Consider the following 17,248-nt stretch of genomic DNA (forward strand, 5'->3'; position numbering starts at 1 on the left):
AATCAATCAGTTGATTAGTTCCCTGGCCGGGCTGCTGCCCATGACGAGAGAGACGCGATGCCCGACATCATCACCGTCGACGACCTGCGCGACCCCCAGCTGACCGACCTGCAGCGCCAGGTGCTCGACGCCACCCGGCACCAAGAGGTGGACTTCGACATCGACAAGGTGCTCGACGAGGCAGTGGCGACCTCCGGCATCACCGACTTCGACGGCGAGGGCCTCGACGGCGAATTTCGCGAGCGCTTGGGCGTCCACTTCGCCGCCATCGACGCCGACGACCTCAACCCGCTGTCCCGGATGACATTGCGCGAGCGCTCGGTTCGCCTGCTGCGCAACCGCGTGCTGTTCACCGACCTGATGCGGCGCTACCCCGAGATCGAGGACATCGAGATCGAGAAGCCGTTCATCGTCATCGGGATGCCGCGTTCTGGCACGACTCACTTCGTCAACCTGATCGCGGCCGACAGCCGGCGCCGGGCGCTCCCCTACTGGGAGAGCCGCGAACCGTTCCCCATCCGCGGTGAGGCCGCCGGCCCCAACGGTATCGACCCCCGGTACCAGCGCACCGCTGACGAGTACGGCTTCGTCAAGGAGTTCATGCCGTTCGCGCTCGCCGTGCACGACCGCTACCCGGAGGCCATCGAGGAGGAGATCGAGCTCGATCTCGACTTCTCCAACTACATCGTGGAGTGGTACGCCCAGGTGCCGCAGTGGCGGGACTATTACCTGGGACTCGACCAGGTGAAGCACTACGGCTACCTGAAGAACGTGCTGAAGGCGTTGACGTTCTTGCGCGGGCCGCAGACCTGGGTGCTCAAGGCTCCCCAGCACTGTGAACAGATCCCCGCACTGCTGGAGGTCTTCCCCGACGCCACCTTCGCCTTCACCCATCGCGATCCCGTCGCCGTCATCCAGTCCACCGTCACGCTGATGGCGTACGGCGACCGAATCCGACGCGAGAAGGTCGACACCGACTGGGTGGTCAACTACTGGGTGGACCGGGTGGAACGGCTCCTGGGCGCGTGTGTGCGCGACCGGGACCTGGTACCCGCTGAACGGAGTATCGACATCTCGTTCCACCACCTCAACGGCAACGAGATCCCGTTCCTCGAACAGCTCTATCAGCGTGGCGGCGTGGACCTGACCCCCGAGACCCGAAACGCGTTCAACAGCTACCTGTCAGGCAATCCGCGCGGTAAGCACGGCCGCATCGCCTACGACTTGGAGCGGCACTTCGACCGTAGCCCCGACGAGATCCGCAGTCGTTTCGACTTCTACTTCGACAAGTTCGATGTACGGCCGGAGAATTCCGGCGCGGACGCCCGGTGACCACGTTGTCCGGCAGGAGCATTGACGACTTCGAGCCGATCCATCGCAGTAGGCCCGGCGCCGACGAACTCGCCGGGGCGTCGGCCCGGGAGGCACAGCAGGTCGCGCCGGGGGTCTGGATGTCACCCGGACTCACCAACTCCTACCTGTTGACCACCGACGACGGCCGGATCGTGGTCAACACCGGGATGGGCTTCGAATCCCCGGTGCACAAGGCCAACTTCGACGCCGTCGACGACGGCACGGTGCGCTACATCATCTACACCCAGGGGCATGCCGACCACGTTGGCGGTACGGACGTGTTCCGTGAACCCGGCACTCACATCGTCGCGCAGGCGAACTGGGAGATGTGGCGTGACGACACCGACCGCCTGCTGGCGCACCGTGCGCGAAACACGATGTTCGCCTTCGTCGACAAGATCAGTGCCACCGTCGCCGGCATCCAGGAGCGATTCGGGCAGGTGCTGCCCGCGCAGGCCGCCCCGGACCCCGACATCATCGTCGAGGACACCTTGTCCCTGGAGCTGGGTGGGCGTCGCATCGAGCTGATCGCCACCCCCGGCGGCGAGACCACCGACTCTCTCGTCGTGTGGCTGCCCGATGAGCGGATCTGCCTCTGCGGCAACCTTTTCGGTCCGGTGTTTGGGCACATCCCCAACCTCGTCACCATGCGTGGCGATCGCTATCGCGATGCGCTGGTCGCGGTCGCATCCTACGAGCGTGTCCGCCAGCTGCAGCCCGAGGTGCTCATCACCGGCCACTTCGAACCAATCCAAGGGGCCGCCCGGATCAACGCCGAGTTGATCCGGCTGCGCGATGCGGTCCAATTCCTGCACGACGAGACCGTGACCGCCATGAACGCCGGTGACGACGTCCGCGATGCGATGGCAGCGATCACGCTGCCGCCCGAGCTGGAGGTGGGACAGGGCTACGGCAAGGTCAGCTGGAACGTCAGGGCGATCTGGGAGAACTACAACGGCTGGTTCCATCGCCGGTCCACTACCGAGTTGTATCCCGTCGGGCCCGAGTCCATCAGCTCCGATCTAGTCGAGCTTGCCGGCTCCGACGCACTCGTCGAGCGCGCGGGTCGACTGCTGGCGGCCGGTGAGCCGCTGCGCGCGATTCACCTCGGCGAAATCGTATTCAACGCCGACCCCGACAACCAGCGGGCACGGTCGGTGCTCAGGGCAGCCCACGAAGTGCTGCTGGGGCAAAGCACGAACTTCTGGGAGTCGGCCTGGCTTCGCAAACAGATTGGAGAATTGGCATGACCGCACGCGCAACCTACGACTTCACGGGGACGACAGCCCTGGTCACCGGCGGCACCAGTGGCATAGGCCATTCCATCGCGACCAAGCTGCGCGATGCGGGTGCCACCGTGACCACCACGGGGCGCAAGCCCCAGGCCGCAGACTACGGAGTCGACCTCGACGGCATCACCTACCACCAACTCGAGCTCACTGACCGGGCCGGAATCCAAGAACTGGCAGCCGGATTCAGCACCCTCGACATCCTTGTGAACAACGCTGGCGCGATCTTCGCAGGCGGCCTAGACGAGTCGACGCCCGACGGCTTCCGGGCCACCGTGGACCTCAACCTGTTCGGGCCGTTCGAACTCACCACGGCCCTCTACGCCGCGCTGGCCAAGTCTGCGGCACCCGGCGGCGCCAGCGTCGTCGGACTCTCCTCGCTGTCCACCGTGCGGGCCGTCCCGATGGTGCCCGCCTACGGTGCCGCGAAGTCTGGAGTTCTCGCAATGACGCGGAACTTCGCGATGAAGTGGGGCCCCGACAAGATCCGGGTCAACGCCGTCACCGCCGGCTTCATCGACACCCCGATGACCTCGCCGGAACTGGTCCCGGACTACATCGCCGAACAGTGCGCGCGGACCCCCCTGGGGCGCCTCGGCACACCCGACGAGGTCGCCGAGGCTGTCATCTTCCTGTGCACCGAGAACAGTGCCTTCATCACCGGATCCGTCGTCACCATCGACGGCGGTTACTGCGTCAGCTGACCCAGCCCCGAGACAAGGAGATGCCATGACCGCAGAATCCGTCCTGCCCCGCCCGGACACCCACGACTTGGGCACCGACCCGATCCCCACGGGCCCGTATTACGAGCCCGAGTACTTCGAGGCCGAACGTGAGGCCATCTTCAAACGGACGTGGCTCGAGATCGGGCACGTCTGCGAACTGCCGACGCCCAACAGCTACATCGTGCGCGACCTCGAGGTCGCCAACACCACGGTATTGATCACCCGCGGCAAGGACGGTGTCATCCGCGCGTTCCACAACGTGTGCACGCACCGCGCCACCCAGCTGGTACTCGACCGCGGTGGGCAGCGTTCGTCCTTCAGTTGCCAGTACCACGGCTGGAACTTCACCCCCGACGGTCGGTTGCGGTCGGCACCGGACTTCGGGAACTTCTACGTCGACAAGACCCAGTGCGGGTTGCCCAAGATCTCGGTCGATGTGTGCGCCGGGTTGATCTTCATCAACCTGGACCCGGAGCCGAAGCAGAGTCTGCGCGAGTTCCTCGGGCCGATGGCCGCCAAGCTGGAGCTGTTGCCCGTCGCTCAGGCCACGACGTTCACCGAGTATGTCTACGAGATCGACGCGAACTGGAAACTGACGTTCGACAACTTCCAGGAGAACTATCACCTGCGGTTCATCCATCCCCGCAGCGGCGGCAACGGCCCAACCGGGCCAGACAACCCGTTCGGTTACCCCACCGACATCGGGTTCTCGGGGCCGCATCGATTCCAAACCGTCTGGACCAACCCGGAATTCACGCCCGCCGAGGTTCAGGGAATAGCTCTGATGAAGCAACTCGAGGGTGCGCTGGCCAGGCAGCTCGAGTTCAACATGGACTACCTCGTGCTGTTCCCGAACTTCTTCATCTTCGGGATGGCCATCCAACACTTCTCGCACGTCGTCTACCCGGTCTCGCCGACGAAATCCCGTGGCGTGGTGCGGCTGTACTGGGTCGGCGACGACGTGAACGCCAGCGAGCGCTTCGCCCGCGAGTACGCGGCCTGCACGACGCTGGACATTCACTCCGAGGACCGTGAGGTCATCGAGGCCGGCCAGCGCGGCATCAGCAGCGGTGCACTGAGCCACATCCACTTCCAGGCGCAGGAGGTCCTGTTGCGACATCTCTACCTCGAAGTCGATGCGGCGGTGTCGTCCTACCGGGCCGAGCAGGTGCGCCGATGAGCACCGACCTGTTGCCGCCCGGCTTCGAGACCCTGGAACGGTTTGTCGACCAGTGGGTGGCCGACTCGGCCAATGAGCGCCTCCAGCGGCGGCTGAACAGTTCCGAAGCCGAGCGGGTGGAGTTCTTCAACGCCGCGAAGGATCGTCTGCAGGACGGCCTGACCTACCTGGACAAGAAGCCGTTCGCCGAGTACGACGACGACGAGAACCGGCTCATGCAACTGTTTCTCAGTTTCGCCCACATCGCGCTGGCAGTCGAGGTGCAGGGTGACGCCGAGCCGAAGCACGCTGAAGGTGCACGGTACATGACCATCACCCGGGCGCCATCGCAATTGTGTTGAGTCGCCAATGCCACACCAGAAGTCGATCAAGGAACCCTCGGTCAAGCTGGATGAGAAGTGGCGATCTTGACTGGCTGTGCGGGCGACCTCAGTCAGGCAGGATCGCGGCGTAGCGGCTCGTGCGCCTTCGTCTACGTGGGGATGAGGGCGCGGGCCGTGTCCACACACGGACGGAGTCGATCGAGCGGTCCCAGGCCGGCTTCGGCCTGCGATCGCAGGGGGACCTCCAGCCCGATGGGTATGTTTCTGGGCAATGCGTCAAGAAGGTCTGCCAAGGGCAGAGTTCCGGTGCCTGGGATCATGCGCTCGAAGGTTGCGGCGACAATGTAATCCTCCATGCTCTCGATGACCGGGCTGTCGCTCAGCTGTCCATACCCGATGGTCGCGGGATCCAGTGCTCGGATGGCGTCGGCGCCGGCGCCGGATCGCGCGATGTGCATGGTGTCGATCAGCAGTTGAAAGTCGGGCCGGGCCACGTGCTTGACTGCGTTGACTGCCGTATCGAGGTTGCCCACAACGGATCCCGGCATCATCTCCAGAGTTGTCTGCATACCGCGTTCGGCGGCCATCTCGGCGAGGGTGGCGAACTGGTCGAAGGTGCGGTCAAGGTCCGGATCCAGTCCGAGAGTGTTGATCCGCGGCGCACCCAGTTCGTGCATGAGGTCGAGATCGACCGCGAACGCGTCCCAGTCGAGGTCCGGGATGATGAGGAAACCCTCTTCCAACGAGATCTCAACGCCACAGTCCGCCATCGCGGTGCGCATATCCCGCCTCAGTGCGGCATCGTCGCGCAGCGAAAACGGCGGATAGCCCAGCGAATCCAGTGGCATCGCGGTCAGACCCGTCGAGATGTAGGAGCAGCCGAGTGCCGCGGCGACCTGCACGAACTCCACGGGCGGCAGCCCGAAGACGCTCAGGTCCTCGATGGCGAGTCGATCGGCGCTCACAGCCCCGCCTTGGTGGCCGCTCCTGCGTCGACGAACAACTGCTGTCCGGTGACATACCGCGCTTCATCAGAGGCCAGATACACCACCGCGTGTGAGATGTCCGAAGGGTCGACATAGGGAACCGGAATGGCGTGTATGTACGTGAATCCCACCTCTGCATCCGCACGCGTCGGATTCTCGAGATCCGGACGAAATGCCCGGTAGATGGCGTCGATGTGCAACATGTCGGTGTCGACGTTCGTGGGATGTATCGCGTTGACGCGAATCCGCTGGTCGCCCAGCACCAAGGCAAGCGACTTCGTGTATTCGCGCAGCATGCTCTTCGCCAGGCCGTAACCCACTGCGCCCGGACCCTGCAGTCCCAGTCCGTCGGTCCTGTTCACCTGCGATGCAAGTGCCGCAATTGATCCGGTCACCACGATCGACGACCCCTGCGGCAGATACGGAAGCCCGGCGCTGACCGTGTTGACGACACCAATGAAGTCCACGTCGAACGCGTCGATGAAGCCCTGCACGGGGACCGTGGGGCCGAATGCCGAAATTCCGGCGTTGGCCACGATCACGTCGAGGTGGCCGAGTTCGACCACGGCGCCCTCAAGCGTGTCCCGCAGCTGGGAACGATCGCGCACGTCGGCTTGAGCGGCGACGATGCGCCGTCCCATGCCCTCGACCAGACCTCGGGTCTCCGCCAGGTCAGCCTCGGTCCCAAGAGCGTTGGGATTGGAAGCGATGTCGCTGCAGATGTCGAGGGCGATGATGTCAGCCCCCTCCGCGGCCATGTGCAGCGCGTGACTGCGGCCCTGCCCCCGCGCTGCGCCGGTAACCAACGCCACTTTGCCTTCGAGTCGAGCCATATCGGATCACCTTCGCGATTCTGGGACTGAGCCGCCCCTTGACACCTTGGGTAACAGCAGGTTTCACATTTTCAGACTGCCATACGATCGTACAGTCTGAACCGGATGACGCACCCGGATTCGGCCACCCAGATGACGCTCGAAAACCACCGGCAGCCCGGAGACCGGGAGGCCATCCCGGACTCCAGCCCGCTGGCTGTACAGTTGTATAGTCGATGCCGGTGGGTTGGAAGGCTCACCAATCACCGCGAGGTGCGAACCTGAACCTCGACCCCTTGCCCAGGAGACGATGTTGAGCGAGCTCTATTACGACCCATGGCATGTCGATATCGACCTCGACCCCTACCCGACCTACCGCCGACTGCGGGACGAGCAACCGCTGTACTACAACGAGCGCCACGATTTCTGGGGCCTGAGTCGATATGCCGACGTCGATGCTGCACTGCGTGATCCGCAACGCCTCAGCTCGGCCAAGGGGGACATCCTCGAAGTGGTCAAGACCGACCCCGTGATGCCGCCTGGTGTCTTCATCAACGAAGACCCCCCACTGCACACCATGCACCGGGCGTTGGTCGCACGGGCATTCATGCCCAAGAAGATGCGGGCGCTGGAGGATAAGGTCCGCGCGTTCTGTGTGGCCTGCCTCGACCCGCTGGTCGGCGGAGCGTCCTTCGACTTCGTCCAAGATCTCGGCGCGGAGTTGCCGATGCGCACCATCGGCATGCTCGTCGGAATCCCCGATGCAGACCAGCCGTCGGTGCGGGCCCAGGCGCACGCCGTGCTGCGCAACAAACCCGGCGAACCGCTGCCGGTGAAAAAGGACCACTACTTCGACGGTGACATGTTCACCGAGTACGTCGCGTGGCGGAAGAAGAACCCCTCCGACGACCTGATCACCGAGCTGCTTAATGTCGAGTTCGAAGACCAGACAGGTGCCACCCGCACCCTTCGCACCGATGAGCTGCTGATCTTTCTGGCCGTCATCGCCGGCGCCGGTGTCGAAACAACGGGCAGGCTCTTCGGCTGGATGGGCAAGGTGCTGGCCGAGCATCCCGATCAGCGTCAGGAACTCGTCGATGATCCGTCGCGCATCCCGGTCGCAATCGAAGAGCTGCTGCGCTACGAGCCCCCCGGCCCGCACGTCGCCCGCTTCGTCGCCGAGGCCGACGTCGAGTTCCACGGTCAGACCGTGCCCGCCGGCAGTGCCCTCCTGCTGATGCTGGCGTCGGCCAATCGTGACGAGCGGCACTTCGAATCGCCCGATTCATTCGACATCCATCGGAAACCCGGGGGCCACTTGACCTTCGGCCGCGGTGCGCACTTCTGCCTGGGTGCGCCGCTCGCGCGTCTCGAAGGGCGGATTGCGCTGGAGGAAGTGCTCAAACGCTTCCCGAAATGGGAGATCGACATGGCCGGGGCACGGCGGTCACGCACATCGACGGTGCGCGGCTGGGACACTATGCCGGCAATCCTCGGCTGAAAAGGGTGACCCCGACGGTCGATGCCGGGTTCGTGGTCATGTGAAACGCCGGGGAGCCCGATCCCGCGGGCCCCAGAAACCGTCGCCACGGGTATGTTCGATCTGGTGGAACATCCAGACGGCGAAAGAGTCGACGCCAGCAATCTGACCGGGGTTTCCGAGACCGCGTTGCTGACGCTCTACGGCCGCGCCTATCAGGCCGGGCACCCGAAGGCGATCCTCAGCGACCCGATGGCGATCAAGCTTGCCGACTCGATCGAGTTCGACTTCGAAAAGTTCGGGCGCAAGGGCCAGGAGATGGCGTTGCGATCGCTGGCGTTCGACAAGGCGGCGTCGCAGTATCTGAGGGCCCATCCCAAGGCCACGGTCGTCGCACTCGCCGAGGGTCTGCAGACCAGCTTCTGGCGACTGTCCAGTGCACTGCCGGACAGCCAGTTTCAATGGCTGACAATCGATTTCGAACCGATCATCAAACTCCGTGAGCGGCTTCTGCCGTCCTCACCCAGAATTCACACCCTGGCCCAGTCCGCGCTGGACTACTCCTGGATGGACCAGGTCGACACCAGCGAGGGCGTCTTCATCACCGCGGAGGGCCTGCTGATGTATCTGCAGCCCGAGGAGTCGATGGGGCTGATCACCGAATGCGCGCGCCGGTTCCCCGGTGGTCAGATGATCTTCGACCTGCCACCCGTCATGGTGAAGAAGTTCGCGCCGAAAGGCGTGCGATCCACGCGCCGTTACCGCGTGCCGCCCATGCCGTTCAGCCTCAAGCCTTCCGAGCTTGCGGACCTTGCGAACACCGTTCCGGGCATCCGCGCGGTGCACGACCTGCCGATGCCGGCCGGCCGGGGCTTCCTGTTCGAGAAGGTGTTCCCCGCGTTCTGGCAGCTGAAGCTGACCAAGCAGTACCGCGGGGCCTACACGCTGCTCGAATTCGGCTGAGCGCTGCCGAGACGCAGGCCGATCAGAACGGCGTGCTGTTGGACTGCCACTTGGCCTCCTCAGGCCGCGGGCCGTAGCGACGCGCATAGTCGTCATGCAGTCGAGCCTGCTTCTGCCGGTTCACCGCGTCGATCAGACGCGGGTCGAGGCCGTGCTGGGCCAGACGGTGCCTACGCCACACCTTGTTCAACGCCAGCGCCATCAGGAGCGCCCAGATGTAGATCGGCACGGTCATCTCGATGTGCACGTAGAGGGATGCGGGAAGCAACCAGAACGGGGCGAGCACGAACAGCGGGGGGATCGCCATGCGGATCACGTGCCGTCGAACCGCACCGTCACCGGTGATGTCCTTGGCGACCCACTCGCGCATGCTGTCGGGAAGGCGCTTCCCATACGAATAGGCGATGTACTGCCAGAGGTTGGGTTTGGCCGCGGCCATGATCGCTCCTACGGGTCGTTGGTGGTTCAGGTCTGCAGTGCGCCGGCCGACAATGCGGCGACGTTGATTCGGGTCAGCACTTCACGCAAGTGCGCAAGCTCGGACAGGTCGACACCCAGTCGCTCGACAACCGCGGGCGGGATCTCGAGTGCGCGAGTGCGCAGGGCCATGCCCGCATCGGTGAGCCTGACATCGACGGCGCGTTCGTCGGTGACGCTGCGGGTCCGGGTGATGAGGCCCAGCCCCTCGAGCCGTTTGAGCATGGGCGACAGTGTTGCGGAGTCAAGCTGCAGCGCGTCGGCGATCTGCTTGACGGCCATCGGCGGCTTGTCCGCTCCCGCACCCTTCTGGTGATCCCAGAGTGCGAGCATCACCAGGTACTGCGGATGGGTCAGCCCGAGTGGTTCGAGCAGCGGCCGGTAGACCGCGAGCACCGCCCGGTTGGTGACCGCAAGCGCGAAGCAGACCTGCTGCTCAAGCGCGAGGGGGTCGAGGTCCTGGACGGTGGTCACCACTCCATTGTGCGCTAATAGTTAGTGCACTAGCAATGTCTGACTGGTCACATGCGGCTGATCTGCGACGCCGTTCCCTGGACCGACCGCGCCACGAGGAAATCTAGTCGATGACCGCAACTGCCTCGACCTCGACGAGCAGATCGGGTTCGGCCAGCGCGGCCACTCCGATCCCCGTCAGCGGAGGCGCCGTCGTGATGCCCAGTCGCGCAGACGCCCGCGCCACCCCTTCGACCCACTGAGACATCTTCTCCGGTGCCCACTCCACGAAGTAGGCAGTCAGTTTCGTGACGTCGTCGAACGAGGCGCCCGCCGCGGCCAGCGCCGTCGCCAGATTCTCGTAGCACTGCTCGACCTGCGCGGCCAGATCACCTTCACCGACCCGCTCACCCTCGGCCGTCCGGGCGACCTGTCCTGCGACGAACACCAACTTCGTTCCGGTGGCCACCGCCACCTGGCGGTAGATGTCGTGTTGGGGCAGCCCGTCGGGGTTCAGCAGTGTGATCGGCATACCTTCTCCTTCGTGTGGACGTCTCCGGCGAAGCGCAGGCGCATTCCGGTCGAGACCAGTAAACGCGAAGCGGTCCCACTCCCCGCGGAGTGAGCCCGGCGCACGCGGCAGTCCGCGGCCCTCACTGACTTCACTCAGTTTCACTCTTTCCTTAGCGCAGGTGCCGGGATAGCGTGCTCAGCGAGCAGAGATGTCTGCGTCCAGGCGTAGTCACTCGACATGTCGAGCCGTTCACGGCATCGAGGGTCAACGTTCCCGGCGCATGTGAACTGATTCAAGTCACTCAAGGGAGGGTGAGAGTGCAGATCGTCGAGCAGGTGCAGGACCGGCCCAAGGCGGGAAACATCAAAGCGCAGTGGGTCAGCCTGTGGACCGGACCCGCAGTGGGGGCTGTTCTGGTGATCGCGATGCTGGCCTTCCCAGGGTTCTGGCCGCCGATGTCGCCGACGATGTCGGCCGACGAGGTCGCGTCGTTCTATGCCGAACACACGGCCTGGATGCGCTTTTCCCAGGTGACCTTCAACCTGTGTGGGGTCATGGTGCTGCCGTTCTTCATGGTGATCGCGGTCCAGATGAAACGCATGAAGCAGACCCACGTCTTCGCCTACTGCTACCTGACAGCCGTCGTCAGCGGCGTCACCATCTTCGCGCTGTCGAACATCCTGTTTCTGGTGGCGGCATTCCGGCCAGACCGCAGTCCCGAGTTGGTGATGCTGCTCAACGATCTGGCGTGGATCGTGTTGATCGCACCGATCGGGATGGTGGTCAGCCAGTTCGTGGTGCTGGCGTTGGCCGTCTACTTCGATGACGGCCCGGATCCGGTGTTCCCCCGGTGGGTGGGCCACTATTCGTTGGCCACCGCCGTGGCGATGGTTCCCGCAGCAGGTGCCGCTGTCTTCCACACCGGACCGCTGGCCTGGGATGGACTCCTGTCGTTCTGGGTGCGCAACGGCGCGTTCGCGGCGTTCGTGGTGGTGATGTTCTTCGTGCTGCGCCGAGCGGTGCTTCGCCAGGCCGTCGACGAGGGCGTGGTGGCCCCATGAGCACCCTGACCCCGGACCGGCCGAGCACAGAGGTCACCCGCCCGGGCGGGGGCAAGCCCGACGTCCGCTTCATGACGTGGTTCTTCCCGATCTGGTACGGCGTCTTCGGCGTGATCATCTGCCTGCTGGCCAGGGTCACTCCCCCTCCGCGACCGGATGTGACCGCGGCCGACAAGGTCGCGTTCTTCACGCAGCACGGGCTGACCATTCAGATCGGCTTCTCGCTGCTGCTGATCCTGCTCGGCGGCGCGGCGTGGACCAACGGCCTTGTGGCGTACCAGATCAAGCGGATGTCGGTGGGCTCGGTGTTCGCCTACGGCTACATCGGCGGCATGGGAGTCGGGGCGCTGCCCGGATTCCTCCTCGTGGCGGTGTGCTTCCTGACCGCCGCGTTCCGCCCAGACCGGGACCCCGAACTCATCAGCCTGCTCTATGACCTGGGCATGCTGTCGTACAACGGTTCGTTGGGCTGCTTCACGGCGGCGTATCTGGTCTTCGCGATCGCGATCCTCTACGACAAGAACGGGATCTTCCCGAAATGGTTTGCGTACGTGACTGTCTGGCAGATCATCACCGAGGTCATCGCCACCCAGATGTTCGTCTTCAAGGCCGGACCGTTTGCGTGGAACGGTTCCATCGCTTTCTGGTGGTCGGTGGTGGTGTTCTCGGTCTGGTTGGGAGCGTTGATCATCCTGCTCAGACAGGCCGCCGAGCGGCAGAGCGCCGACGAACCGGCGGTGGGATGACTCCATGAAGGAAGAGCTCTCAGTGGGGTCCTCTGACGTCCTGCCCGCCACACCGGACACCGATCCGACGCATGCGCGCAGTCACCTGCCCGGCGACGGAGACATGTGGGTGATGGTCCTCGGTGACCTGATCATCTTCGCCGGGTACTTCGTCGTCTTCATGATCTACCGCGCGATGAATCCCGGCGAATTCCTGCAGGCGCAGCAGCATCTCGCGATCAACCTCGGCGTGCTCAACACCGTGATCCTGCTGACCAGTTCATGGTTCGTCGCCCGGGCCGTACTCGCGACCCGCGGCGGCCAACACGCGCAGGCGGTGCGGTTGATCTACGCCGGAGGGTTCCTCGGCCTGCTGTTCATGATCGTCAAGGGCTACGAGTGGTACGCCAAGATCGCTGCCGGCCACACCAACGCCGAGACGTTCTACTCGTTCTACTACGTGATCACCGGCGTGCATCTGGTGCATGTGTTGATCGGGCTCATCGTGCTGGGTGCCCTGGTGCGTGAACTCCACAACCCCTCGCGCCGTCGAGCATCCATGGTGGAGTCCGGCGCAATCTACTGGCACATGGTCGATCTGCTCTGGGTGCTGATCTTCGCCCTGCTGTATGTGATGAGGTGACATGACCGACACGACAACTCCTGTCCGTCCGGACTCCGCGCGGACCATGACCTGGGTGTGGCTGGCTCTCACAGTGATCACGGTGGGTTCGTGGTGGCTGGCCCCCGCCAACGCAGAGGGCACGGTGCAGGCCAGCACACCGATCACAGCTCTGGTCCTGGCTCTCGCGTTCATCAAGGGCCGCCTGATCATCCGTCACTTCATGGAGGTGCGCACCGCACCCAAGTGGCTCAAACTGGCGACCGATGCCTGGTTGGCGACGTTGGTGGTCGCGGTCTTCGTGATCTACCTCGTCTGAGGGCTGCCCTGACACCGTGATCTGATTTTGTAAAGTGGCCGGATGGCCATGCCGACCGCCAAGGTCCACCCGGTGAACACACCGCTGGGGCGCTTCGGCGTCGAGACCCTGGTGGACAGTCCCGACCCCTTCATGGCATTGATGCCCATGGCCGGCCTGACGAACCCGCTGACCGGTCGACCCACGCTGGGACCCCTGGCGGTTCTCGTCGACTATGTCGCCGGGATGGTGAACCACCACCGACGGGCGCCGAACGAATGGACGGTGTCGAGCGAACTCGCGATGGAACTCACGGCGGATGCTCACGCGATCATCACCGCCGCGCCGGATGTGCCGGTGCTCGGCACGGCACATCCATTCGGCGCCAAGGGCGCCAGCTCGTTGGGGGTCTGCGAACTCACGCACGGCGGCACCGTCATCGGTTCCGGATCGGTCCGGTCGGTGCACATCGCCCGCCCAGAGGTGTTCGACGATCCCCACGCCGAACGAGCCGTCGACGATCGCCCCAGGCCGACCGACATCAGCGAGATCATGACCGTACGCGGCGTCGCTGGTGAACGGGCGGTGCTCCATCAGGCGCCGAACTCCGCGCTCAACAACGACATGGGCGTGGTGCATGGCGGGGTGGCGTCCACGGGGCTGGAACTGGTGGCGTCAGCGGCGTTGAACACCAACCGCGAACAACCCCTCACGACAGCCTCGCTTCGGGTGAACTTCATCCGGCAGCTGAAATGCGGCGACGACTCCCGCTACGTGGGCACGCTGGTACGTGCGGGCCGCCGCAGTGGCGTGGCGGATGCCGAGGCGATCAGCGCCGACGGTTCTGTGGCGTTGACGGCACGCCTCACCGCGTACTGCTGAGCACAGATTCGCGTGCCGCACGATCGGACGGTTCGCGCGGCGACACCCGCACCACGCCCCCCTTGCTCGGCTCGTAGGCCACACCGCGGAACGTGGGGGCTCATCCGGGCTCGATGTCGTCATCATCTGGTAGGTCGAGAGGATCGTGCGCACACCGACATCGCGAGCACCCGTACGTGGGTCGACTGCACTCGCCACAGCGGGTGTCCACGTTCGACGAGGTTGAACTGGTGGCCCTGATGACCCACGACCCCGCACGTGCTGAGGTCTTCATCCGCCGCACCGCTGGAGGGCACGGCGTCCACATCGCGATCGCATTGGAGGTCTGCGTTGGCGCGGACCTGACCGAGCCGATTGAAGCTGGCCGGTAGCGAGGTTGGCCGTCAGCATCGATGACTGCGTCCGTGCAATCGACGAACGTATCCGTCATGACCAGACGCCATCTCAAGACACTGTGCACCAGCGCCCTGGCGAGCGCTGTCGTCGCCGCCGGCACCCTGCTGACCGCAGGCACCGCATCGGCCGCCCCACCGCTGCGGCCGACGATCGTGCTGGTGCACGGCGCCTGGGCCGATACCTCCAGTTGGGACGGTGAAGTCTCCGCGCTGCAGCATCAGGGTTACGACGTGCGCGCGATCGCCAACCCGTTGGAGAACCTCACCACCGACTCGCAGTACGTCGCATCATTCCTGAAGACGGTGACCGGGCCCGTCGTGCTGGTCGGGCACTCCTACGGCGGATCGGTGATCACCAACGCCGCTGCAACAGAACCGAACGTCAAGGCGCTGGTCTACGTCGACGCCGCGGCTCCCGACGTGGGTGAGACCAACGGTTCACTGAGCGGCGCGGATTCGGTGCTCAAGCAGAGGCCCGAGACCGAACTGTTCGACAAGCTCCCCTATCCCGGTGCCCCTGCGGGTGCGATGGATCTGTACCTGAAGAAGGACATCTTCCTGCAGCACTTCGCCAATGACCTACCCACCGACGTCGCAACCCGACTGTGGGCCACCCAGCGCACCGCGTCCACGGCCGCCTTCGACACGCCGTCGAAATACGCTGCGTGGAAGACGATCCCGTCGTGGTACTTCATCAGCAGCGGGGATCAGATCATCACACCGGCCTCCGAGGAGGCCATGGCGAACAGGGCCCACTCCCACGTCACAATGTTCGACGGCGGTTCACATCTGACGCTCATCTCGCACCCCGATGCGGTCACCGCGGTGATCGAGCAGGCCGCAGAGTCGGTGTCGTGATTCAGCGTGGCACATCGGGCGGGGTGATGGACCGGGGCGAAAGACCCAGCGTACGAATGTGTTCGGCGATCGTGCCGAGGTTGGTGACCCACACGTCATCGTGATCGAGGACGTAGCGCATGAGGTCGTCGAGTTCGGCGGCACGCGAAGGCCGGCCGGTCAGGAACGGATGGTTGGTCAGCACCCAGCACCCACCGACCCGGCGCAGACCGTCGAACTCCACCTGCCACAGTTCGCGGGCCTTGCGGGGAGTCTCGATCAGCCCGCTGCCGGAGATGTCAGGCAGGTAGCAGTACTGCTCCCAGTCGTCGAGCGCCCACTGGATGGGGATCTCGACCAGAGACTCGGCGGCACCCGGAGTGACGGCCAGTTCATAGGGGTGGTCGGCGTCCATCAGGCTGGAGTCGTAGAGGAAACCCCGTTCGGCCAGCAGTGCCGGGGTGCGCCACGACAGGTCCCACATCGGCGCGCGGTATCCGCTGGGCCGCACCCCGGCCACCTCAGCCAGGGCCTCCAGCCCCTTGTCGATCGCGGTGATCTCCTCCTCGAGCGTCAGCGCTGTCGGCTGCTCGTGCAGGTACCCGTGGTGCGCGATCTCATGGCCCGCCGCGACGATGCTGCGGATCGCCTCCGGATAGCGGTCCGCGGTGTGGCCCGGGACGAAGAACGTCGAGGGAATCTGATGACGCTCAAGCAGGTCCAGGATCCGCGGGATGCCCACCAGGGGGCCGTACGCCTGGTGGCTCATGACGCTCATCCGTGCGCCGACGGATTCTAGGGTTCCCTGCGGTCCCCAAAGTACCGCCGACTCGGCATCCACATCGAAGGTGAACGCCGCGGCGGCGGTTTTACCGTCCGGCCAACGGATCTGGTTCATCAGCCGACCATAATGCTGATGAGCTCGTAGGCGACGTTGGCCGCGGCGACGGCCGTGACTTCGGCGTGGTCGTAGGCCGGTGCCACTTCGACGACATCGGCGCCGACGATGTTCAACGTGCGCATGGCGCGCAGCACCGCAATCAATTCCCGGCTCGTCATGCCGCCGATCTCGGGCGTGCCCGTTCCGGGCGCGAACGCGGGGTCCAGGACGTCGATGTCGATGGAGACGTAGACGGGGTGATCGCCGACTCGCTCCAGCACTCGGTCGATCACCCCGTCGATGCCGATGCGGTCGATGTCGCGGCAGTGCACCACTGTGAAACCGAGGCCCGCGTCCTGCAGGAGGTCCGCCCGGTCATAGAGCGAACCCCTGATGCCGACGTGCGCGGACCTGCCCTTGACCAGCAGTCCCTGCTCCGAGGCGCGACGAAACGGTGTGCCGTGGGTGCAGGGCGCGCCGAAGTAGGTGTCCCACGTGTCCAGGTGCGCATCGAAGTGCACCAGTGCGACTGGGCCGTGCACCTCGTTGACGGCCTGCAGCGCAGGCAGCGCGATGGTGTGGTCGCCGCCGAGCATCACGATTCGCTGCTCGGGCCGGGTGATCAGACCCCGTACCCCATCACGGATCTCGTCGACCGCGGTACCGATGTCGAAGGGGTTGGCCGCGATGTCGCCGGCGTCGACCACCTGGGCGGAGGCGAAGGGGGTCACGTCGAGGGCCGGGTGGTACGGCTTGAGCAGACGCGACGCCTGGCGGATCGCGGCGGGGCCGAAACGCGCGCCGGGACGATAGGTCACCCCGGAGTCGAAGGGCACCCCCACGACGGCGATGTCGTAGTCGGTCACCTCATGGCGCTGCGGCAGTCGCGCGAAAGTTCCCAGCCCCGCATAGCGCGGCACTGACTGCGCGTCGACCTGTCCCCAGACCCCGGGCGCCGTCTCCACATACGGTTGGCTGTGCACTGTCATTCCT

Annotated in this window: 21 protein-coding genes; 14 read left to right on the plus strand and 7 right to left on the minus strand. The window is 64.9% G+C overall.

Going from position 1 to position 17,248, the window contains the following annotated elements; genetic code table 11:
• Positions 1–57: 57 nt before the first annotated feature.
• Genes G6N34_RS24140 through G6N34_RS24160 form a run of 5 tightly spaced genes read left to right on the plus strand, consistent with a single transcriptional unit; the run spans position 58 to position 4,888 of the window.
• Positions 58–1,332, plus strand: coding sequence for a sulfotransferase family protein (locus tag G6N34_RS24140; RefSeq protein ID WP_085152037.1), 1,275 nt, complete (start codon positions 58–60; stop codon positions 1,330–1,332).
• Positions 1,329–2,603: an alkyl sulfatase dimerization domain-containing protein gene (locus G6N34_RS24145; RefSeq protein WP_234812896.1), complete on the plus strand. Its 1,275-nt coding sequence runs from the start codon at positions 1,329–1,331 to the stop codon at positions 2,601–2,603. The genes G6N34_RS24140 and G6N34_RS24145 overlap by 4 nt, the downstream gene beginning before the upstream one ends.
• Positions 2,600–3,346, plus strand: coding sequence for an SDR family NAD(P)-dependent oxidoreductase (locus G6N34_RS24150; protein ID WP_085152038.1), 747 nt, complete (start codon positions 2,600–2,602; stop codon positions 3,344–3,346). Before G6N34_RS24145 ends, G6N34_RS24150 begins: the two co-directional genes overlap by 4 nt.
• A gap of 25 nt (positions 3,347–3,371) precedes the next feature.
• A complete protein-coding gene (locus G6N34_RS24155; RefSeq protein WP_085152039.1) occupies positions 3,372–4,547 on the plus strand; it encodes an aromatic ring-hydroxylating oxygenase subunit alpha in 1,176 nt (391 codons plus the stop codon).
• A complete protein-coding gene (locus G6N34_RS24160; RefSeq protein ID WP_085152040.1) occupies positions 4,544–4,888 on the plus strand; it encodes a hypothetical protein in 345 nt (114 codons plus the stop codon). The genes G6N34_RS24155 and G6N34_RS24160 overlap by 4 nt, the downstream gene beginning before the upstream one ends.
• Before the next feature lie 131 nt (positions 4,889–5,019).
• Here the strand turns inward: G6N34_RS24160 and G6N34_RS24165 are convergent, their stop codons facing one another.
• Positions 5,020–5,835, minus strand: coding sequence for a sugar phosphate isomerase/epimerase family protein (locus G6N34_RS24165; protein WP_085152041.1), 816 nt, complete (start codon positions 5,833–5,835; stop codon positions 5,020–5,022).
• On the minus strand, positions 5,832–6,689 hold the full coding sequence (locus G6N34_RS24170) for a mycofactocin-coupled SDR family oxidoreductase (RefSeq protein ID WP_085152042.1): 858 nt from the start codon (positions 6,687–6,689) through the stop codon (positions 5,832–5,834). Before G6N34_RS24170 ends, G6N34_RS24165 begins: the two co-directional genes overlap by 4 nt.
• 292 nt (positions 6,690–6,981) lie before the next feature.
• On the opposite strand from G6N34_RS24170, the gene G6N34_RS24175 reads away from it, so the two are divergent.
• On the plus strand, positions 6,982–8,169 hold the full coding sequence (locus tag G6N34_RS24175) for a cytochrome P450 (protein WP_085152216.1): 1,188 nt from the start codon (positions 6,982–6,984) through the stop codon (positions 8,167–8,169).
• 93 nt (positions 8,170–8,262) lie between these two features.
• The gene (locus G6N34_RS24180) at positions 8,263–9,111 is read left to right on the plus strand and encodes a class I SAM-dependent methyltransferase (protein ID WP_085152043.1); all 849 of its coding nucleotides are present in this window, start codon (positions 8,263–8,265) and stop codon (positions 9,109–9,111) included.
• 22 nt (positions 9,112–9,133) lie between these two features.
• On the opposite strand, the gene G6N34_RS24185 is transcribed toward G6N34_RS24180, so the two are convergent.
• The 3 genes from G6N34_RS24185 to G6N34_RS24195 form a co-directional block, all read right to left on the minus strand.
• On the minus strand, positions 9,134–9,550 hold the full coding sequence (locus G6N34_RS24185) for a DUF5313 domain-containing protein (protein WP_085152044.1): 417 nt from the start codon (positions 9,548–9,550) through the stop codon (positions 9,134–9,136).
• A gap of 26 nt (positions 9,551–9,576) precedes the next feature.
• Complete coding sequence (locus G6N34_RS24190) at positions 9,577–10,062, minus strand: MarR family winged helix-turn-helix transcriptional regulator (RefSeq protein WP_085152217.1); 486 nt, start codon at positions 10,060–10,062, stop codon at positions 9,577–9,579.
• A 103-nt stretch (positions 10,063–10,165) separates the two neighbouring features.
• Positions 10,166–10,573, minus strand: a complete 408-nt coding sequence (locus tag G6N34_RS24195; RefSeq protein ID WP_085152045.1) for a RidA family protein — start codon at positions 10,571–10,573, stop codon at positions 10,166–10,168.
• Positions 10,574–10,872: 299 nt separating this feature from the next.
• Between G6N34_RS24195 and G6N34_RS24200 the strand changes: the two genes are divergently transcribed.
• The 7 genes from G6N34_RS24200 to G6N34_RS24230 all read left to right on the plus strand — a co-directional run bounded on the left by G6N34_RS24200 (position 10,873) and on the right by G6N34_RS24230 (position 15,396).
• Positions 10,873–11,616 carry a hypothetical protein gene (locus tag G6N34_RS24200; protein WP_085152046.1) on the plus strand — a complete coding sequence of 248 codons (744 nt, stop codon included), beginning with the start codon at positions 10,873–10,875 and terminating at the stop codon, positions 11,614–11,616.
• Entirely contained in the window at positions 11,613–12,362 is a 750-nt protein-coding gene (locus tag G6N34_RS24205) for a hypothetical protein (protein ID WP_085152047.1), read from the plus strand. The genes G6N34_RS24200 and G6N34_RS24205 overlap by 4 nt, the downstream gene beginning before the upstream one ends.
• 103 nt (positions 12,363–12,465) lie before the next feature.
• The gene (locus tag G6N34_RS24210) at positions 12,466–12,984 is read left to right on the plus strand and encodes a cytochrome c oxidase subunit 3 (protein WP_179965851.1); all 519 of its coding nucleotides are present in this window, start codon (positions 12,466–12,468) and stop codon (positions 12,982–12,984) included.
• A gap of 1 nt (position 12,985) precedes the next feature.
• Positions 12,986–13,282: a cytochrome C oxidase subunit IV family protein gene (locus G6N34_RS24215; RefSeq protein ID WP_085152049.1), complete on the plus strand. Its 297-nt coding sequence runs from the start codon at positions 12,986–12,988 to the stop codon at positions 13,280–13,282.
• A gap of 42 nt (positions 13,283–13,324) precedes the next feature.
• Positions 13,325–14,143, plus strand: a complete 819-nt coding sequence (locus G6N34_RS24220; protein WP_308213177.1) for a PaaI family thioesterase — start codon at positions 13,325–13,327, stop codon at positions 14,141–14,143.
• 176 nt (positions 14,144–14,319) lie between these two features.
• Entirely contained in the window at positions 14,320–14,514 is a 195-nt protein-coding gene (locus tag G6N34_RS24225; protein WP_133057764.1) for a hypothetical protein, read from the plus strand.
• Positions 14,515–14,571: 57 nt separating this feature from the next.
• Positions 14,572–15,396: an alpha/beta fold hydrolase gene (locus tag G6N34_RS24230; protein WP_085152050.1), complete on the plus strand. Its 825-nt coding sequence runs from the start codon at positions 14,572–14,574 to the stop codon at positions 15,394–15,396.
• A gap of 1 nt (position 15,397) precedes the next feature.
• On the opposite strand, the gene G6N34_RS24235 is transcribed toward G6N34_RS24230, so the two are convergent.
• Positions 15,398–16,273 (minus strand): polysaccharide deacetylase family protein, encoded by an 876-nt coding sequence (locus tag G6N34_RS24235; protein WP_085152051.1) that lies wholly within the window; start codon positions 16,271–16,273, stop codon positions 15,398–15,400.
• Positions 16,273–17,244 (minus strand): agmatinase, encoded by a 972-nt coding sequence (speB, locus tag G6N34_RS24240; protein ID WP_163645492.1) that lies wholly within the window; start codon positions 17,242–17,244, stop codon positions 16,273–16,275. The genes G6N34_RS24235 and speB overlap by 1 nt, the downstream gene beginning before the upstream one ends.
• Between the last annotated feature and the right edge of the window lie 4 nt (positions 17,245–17,248).

This window comes from Mycolicibacterium confluentis, assembly GCF_010729895.1.
Taxonomy (GTDB): domain Bacteria; phylum Actinomycetota; class Actinomycetes; order Mycobacteriales; family Mycobacteriaceae; genus Mycobacterium; species Mycobacterium confluentis.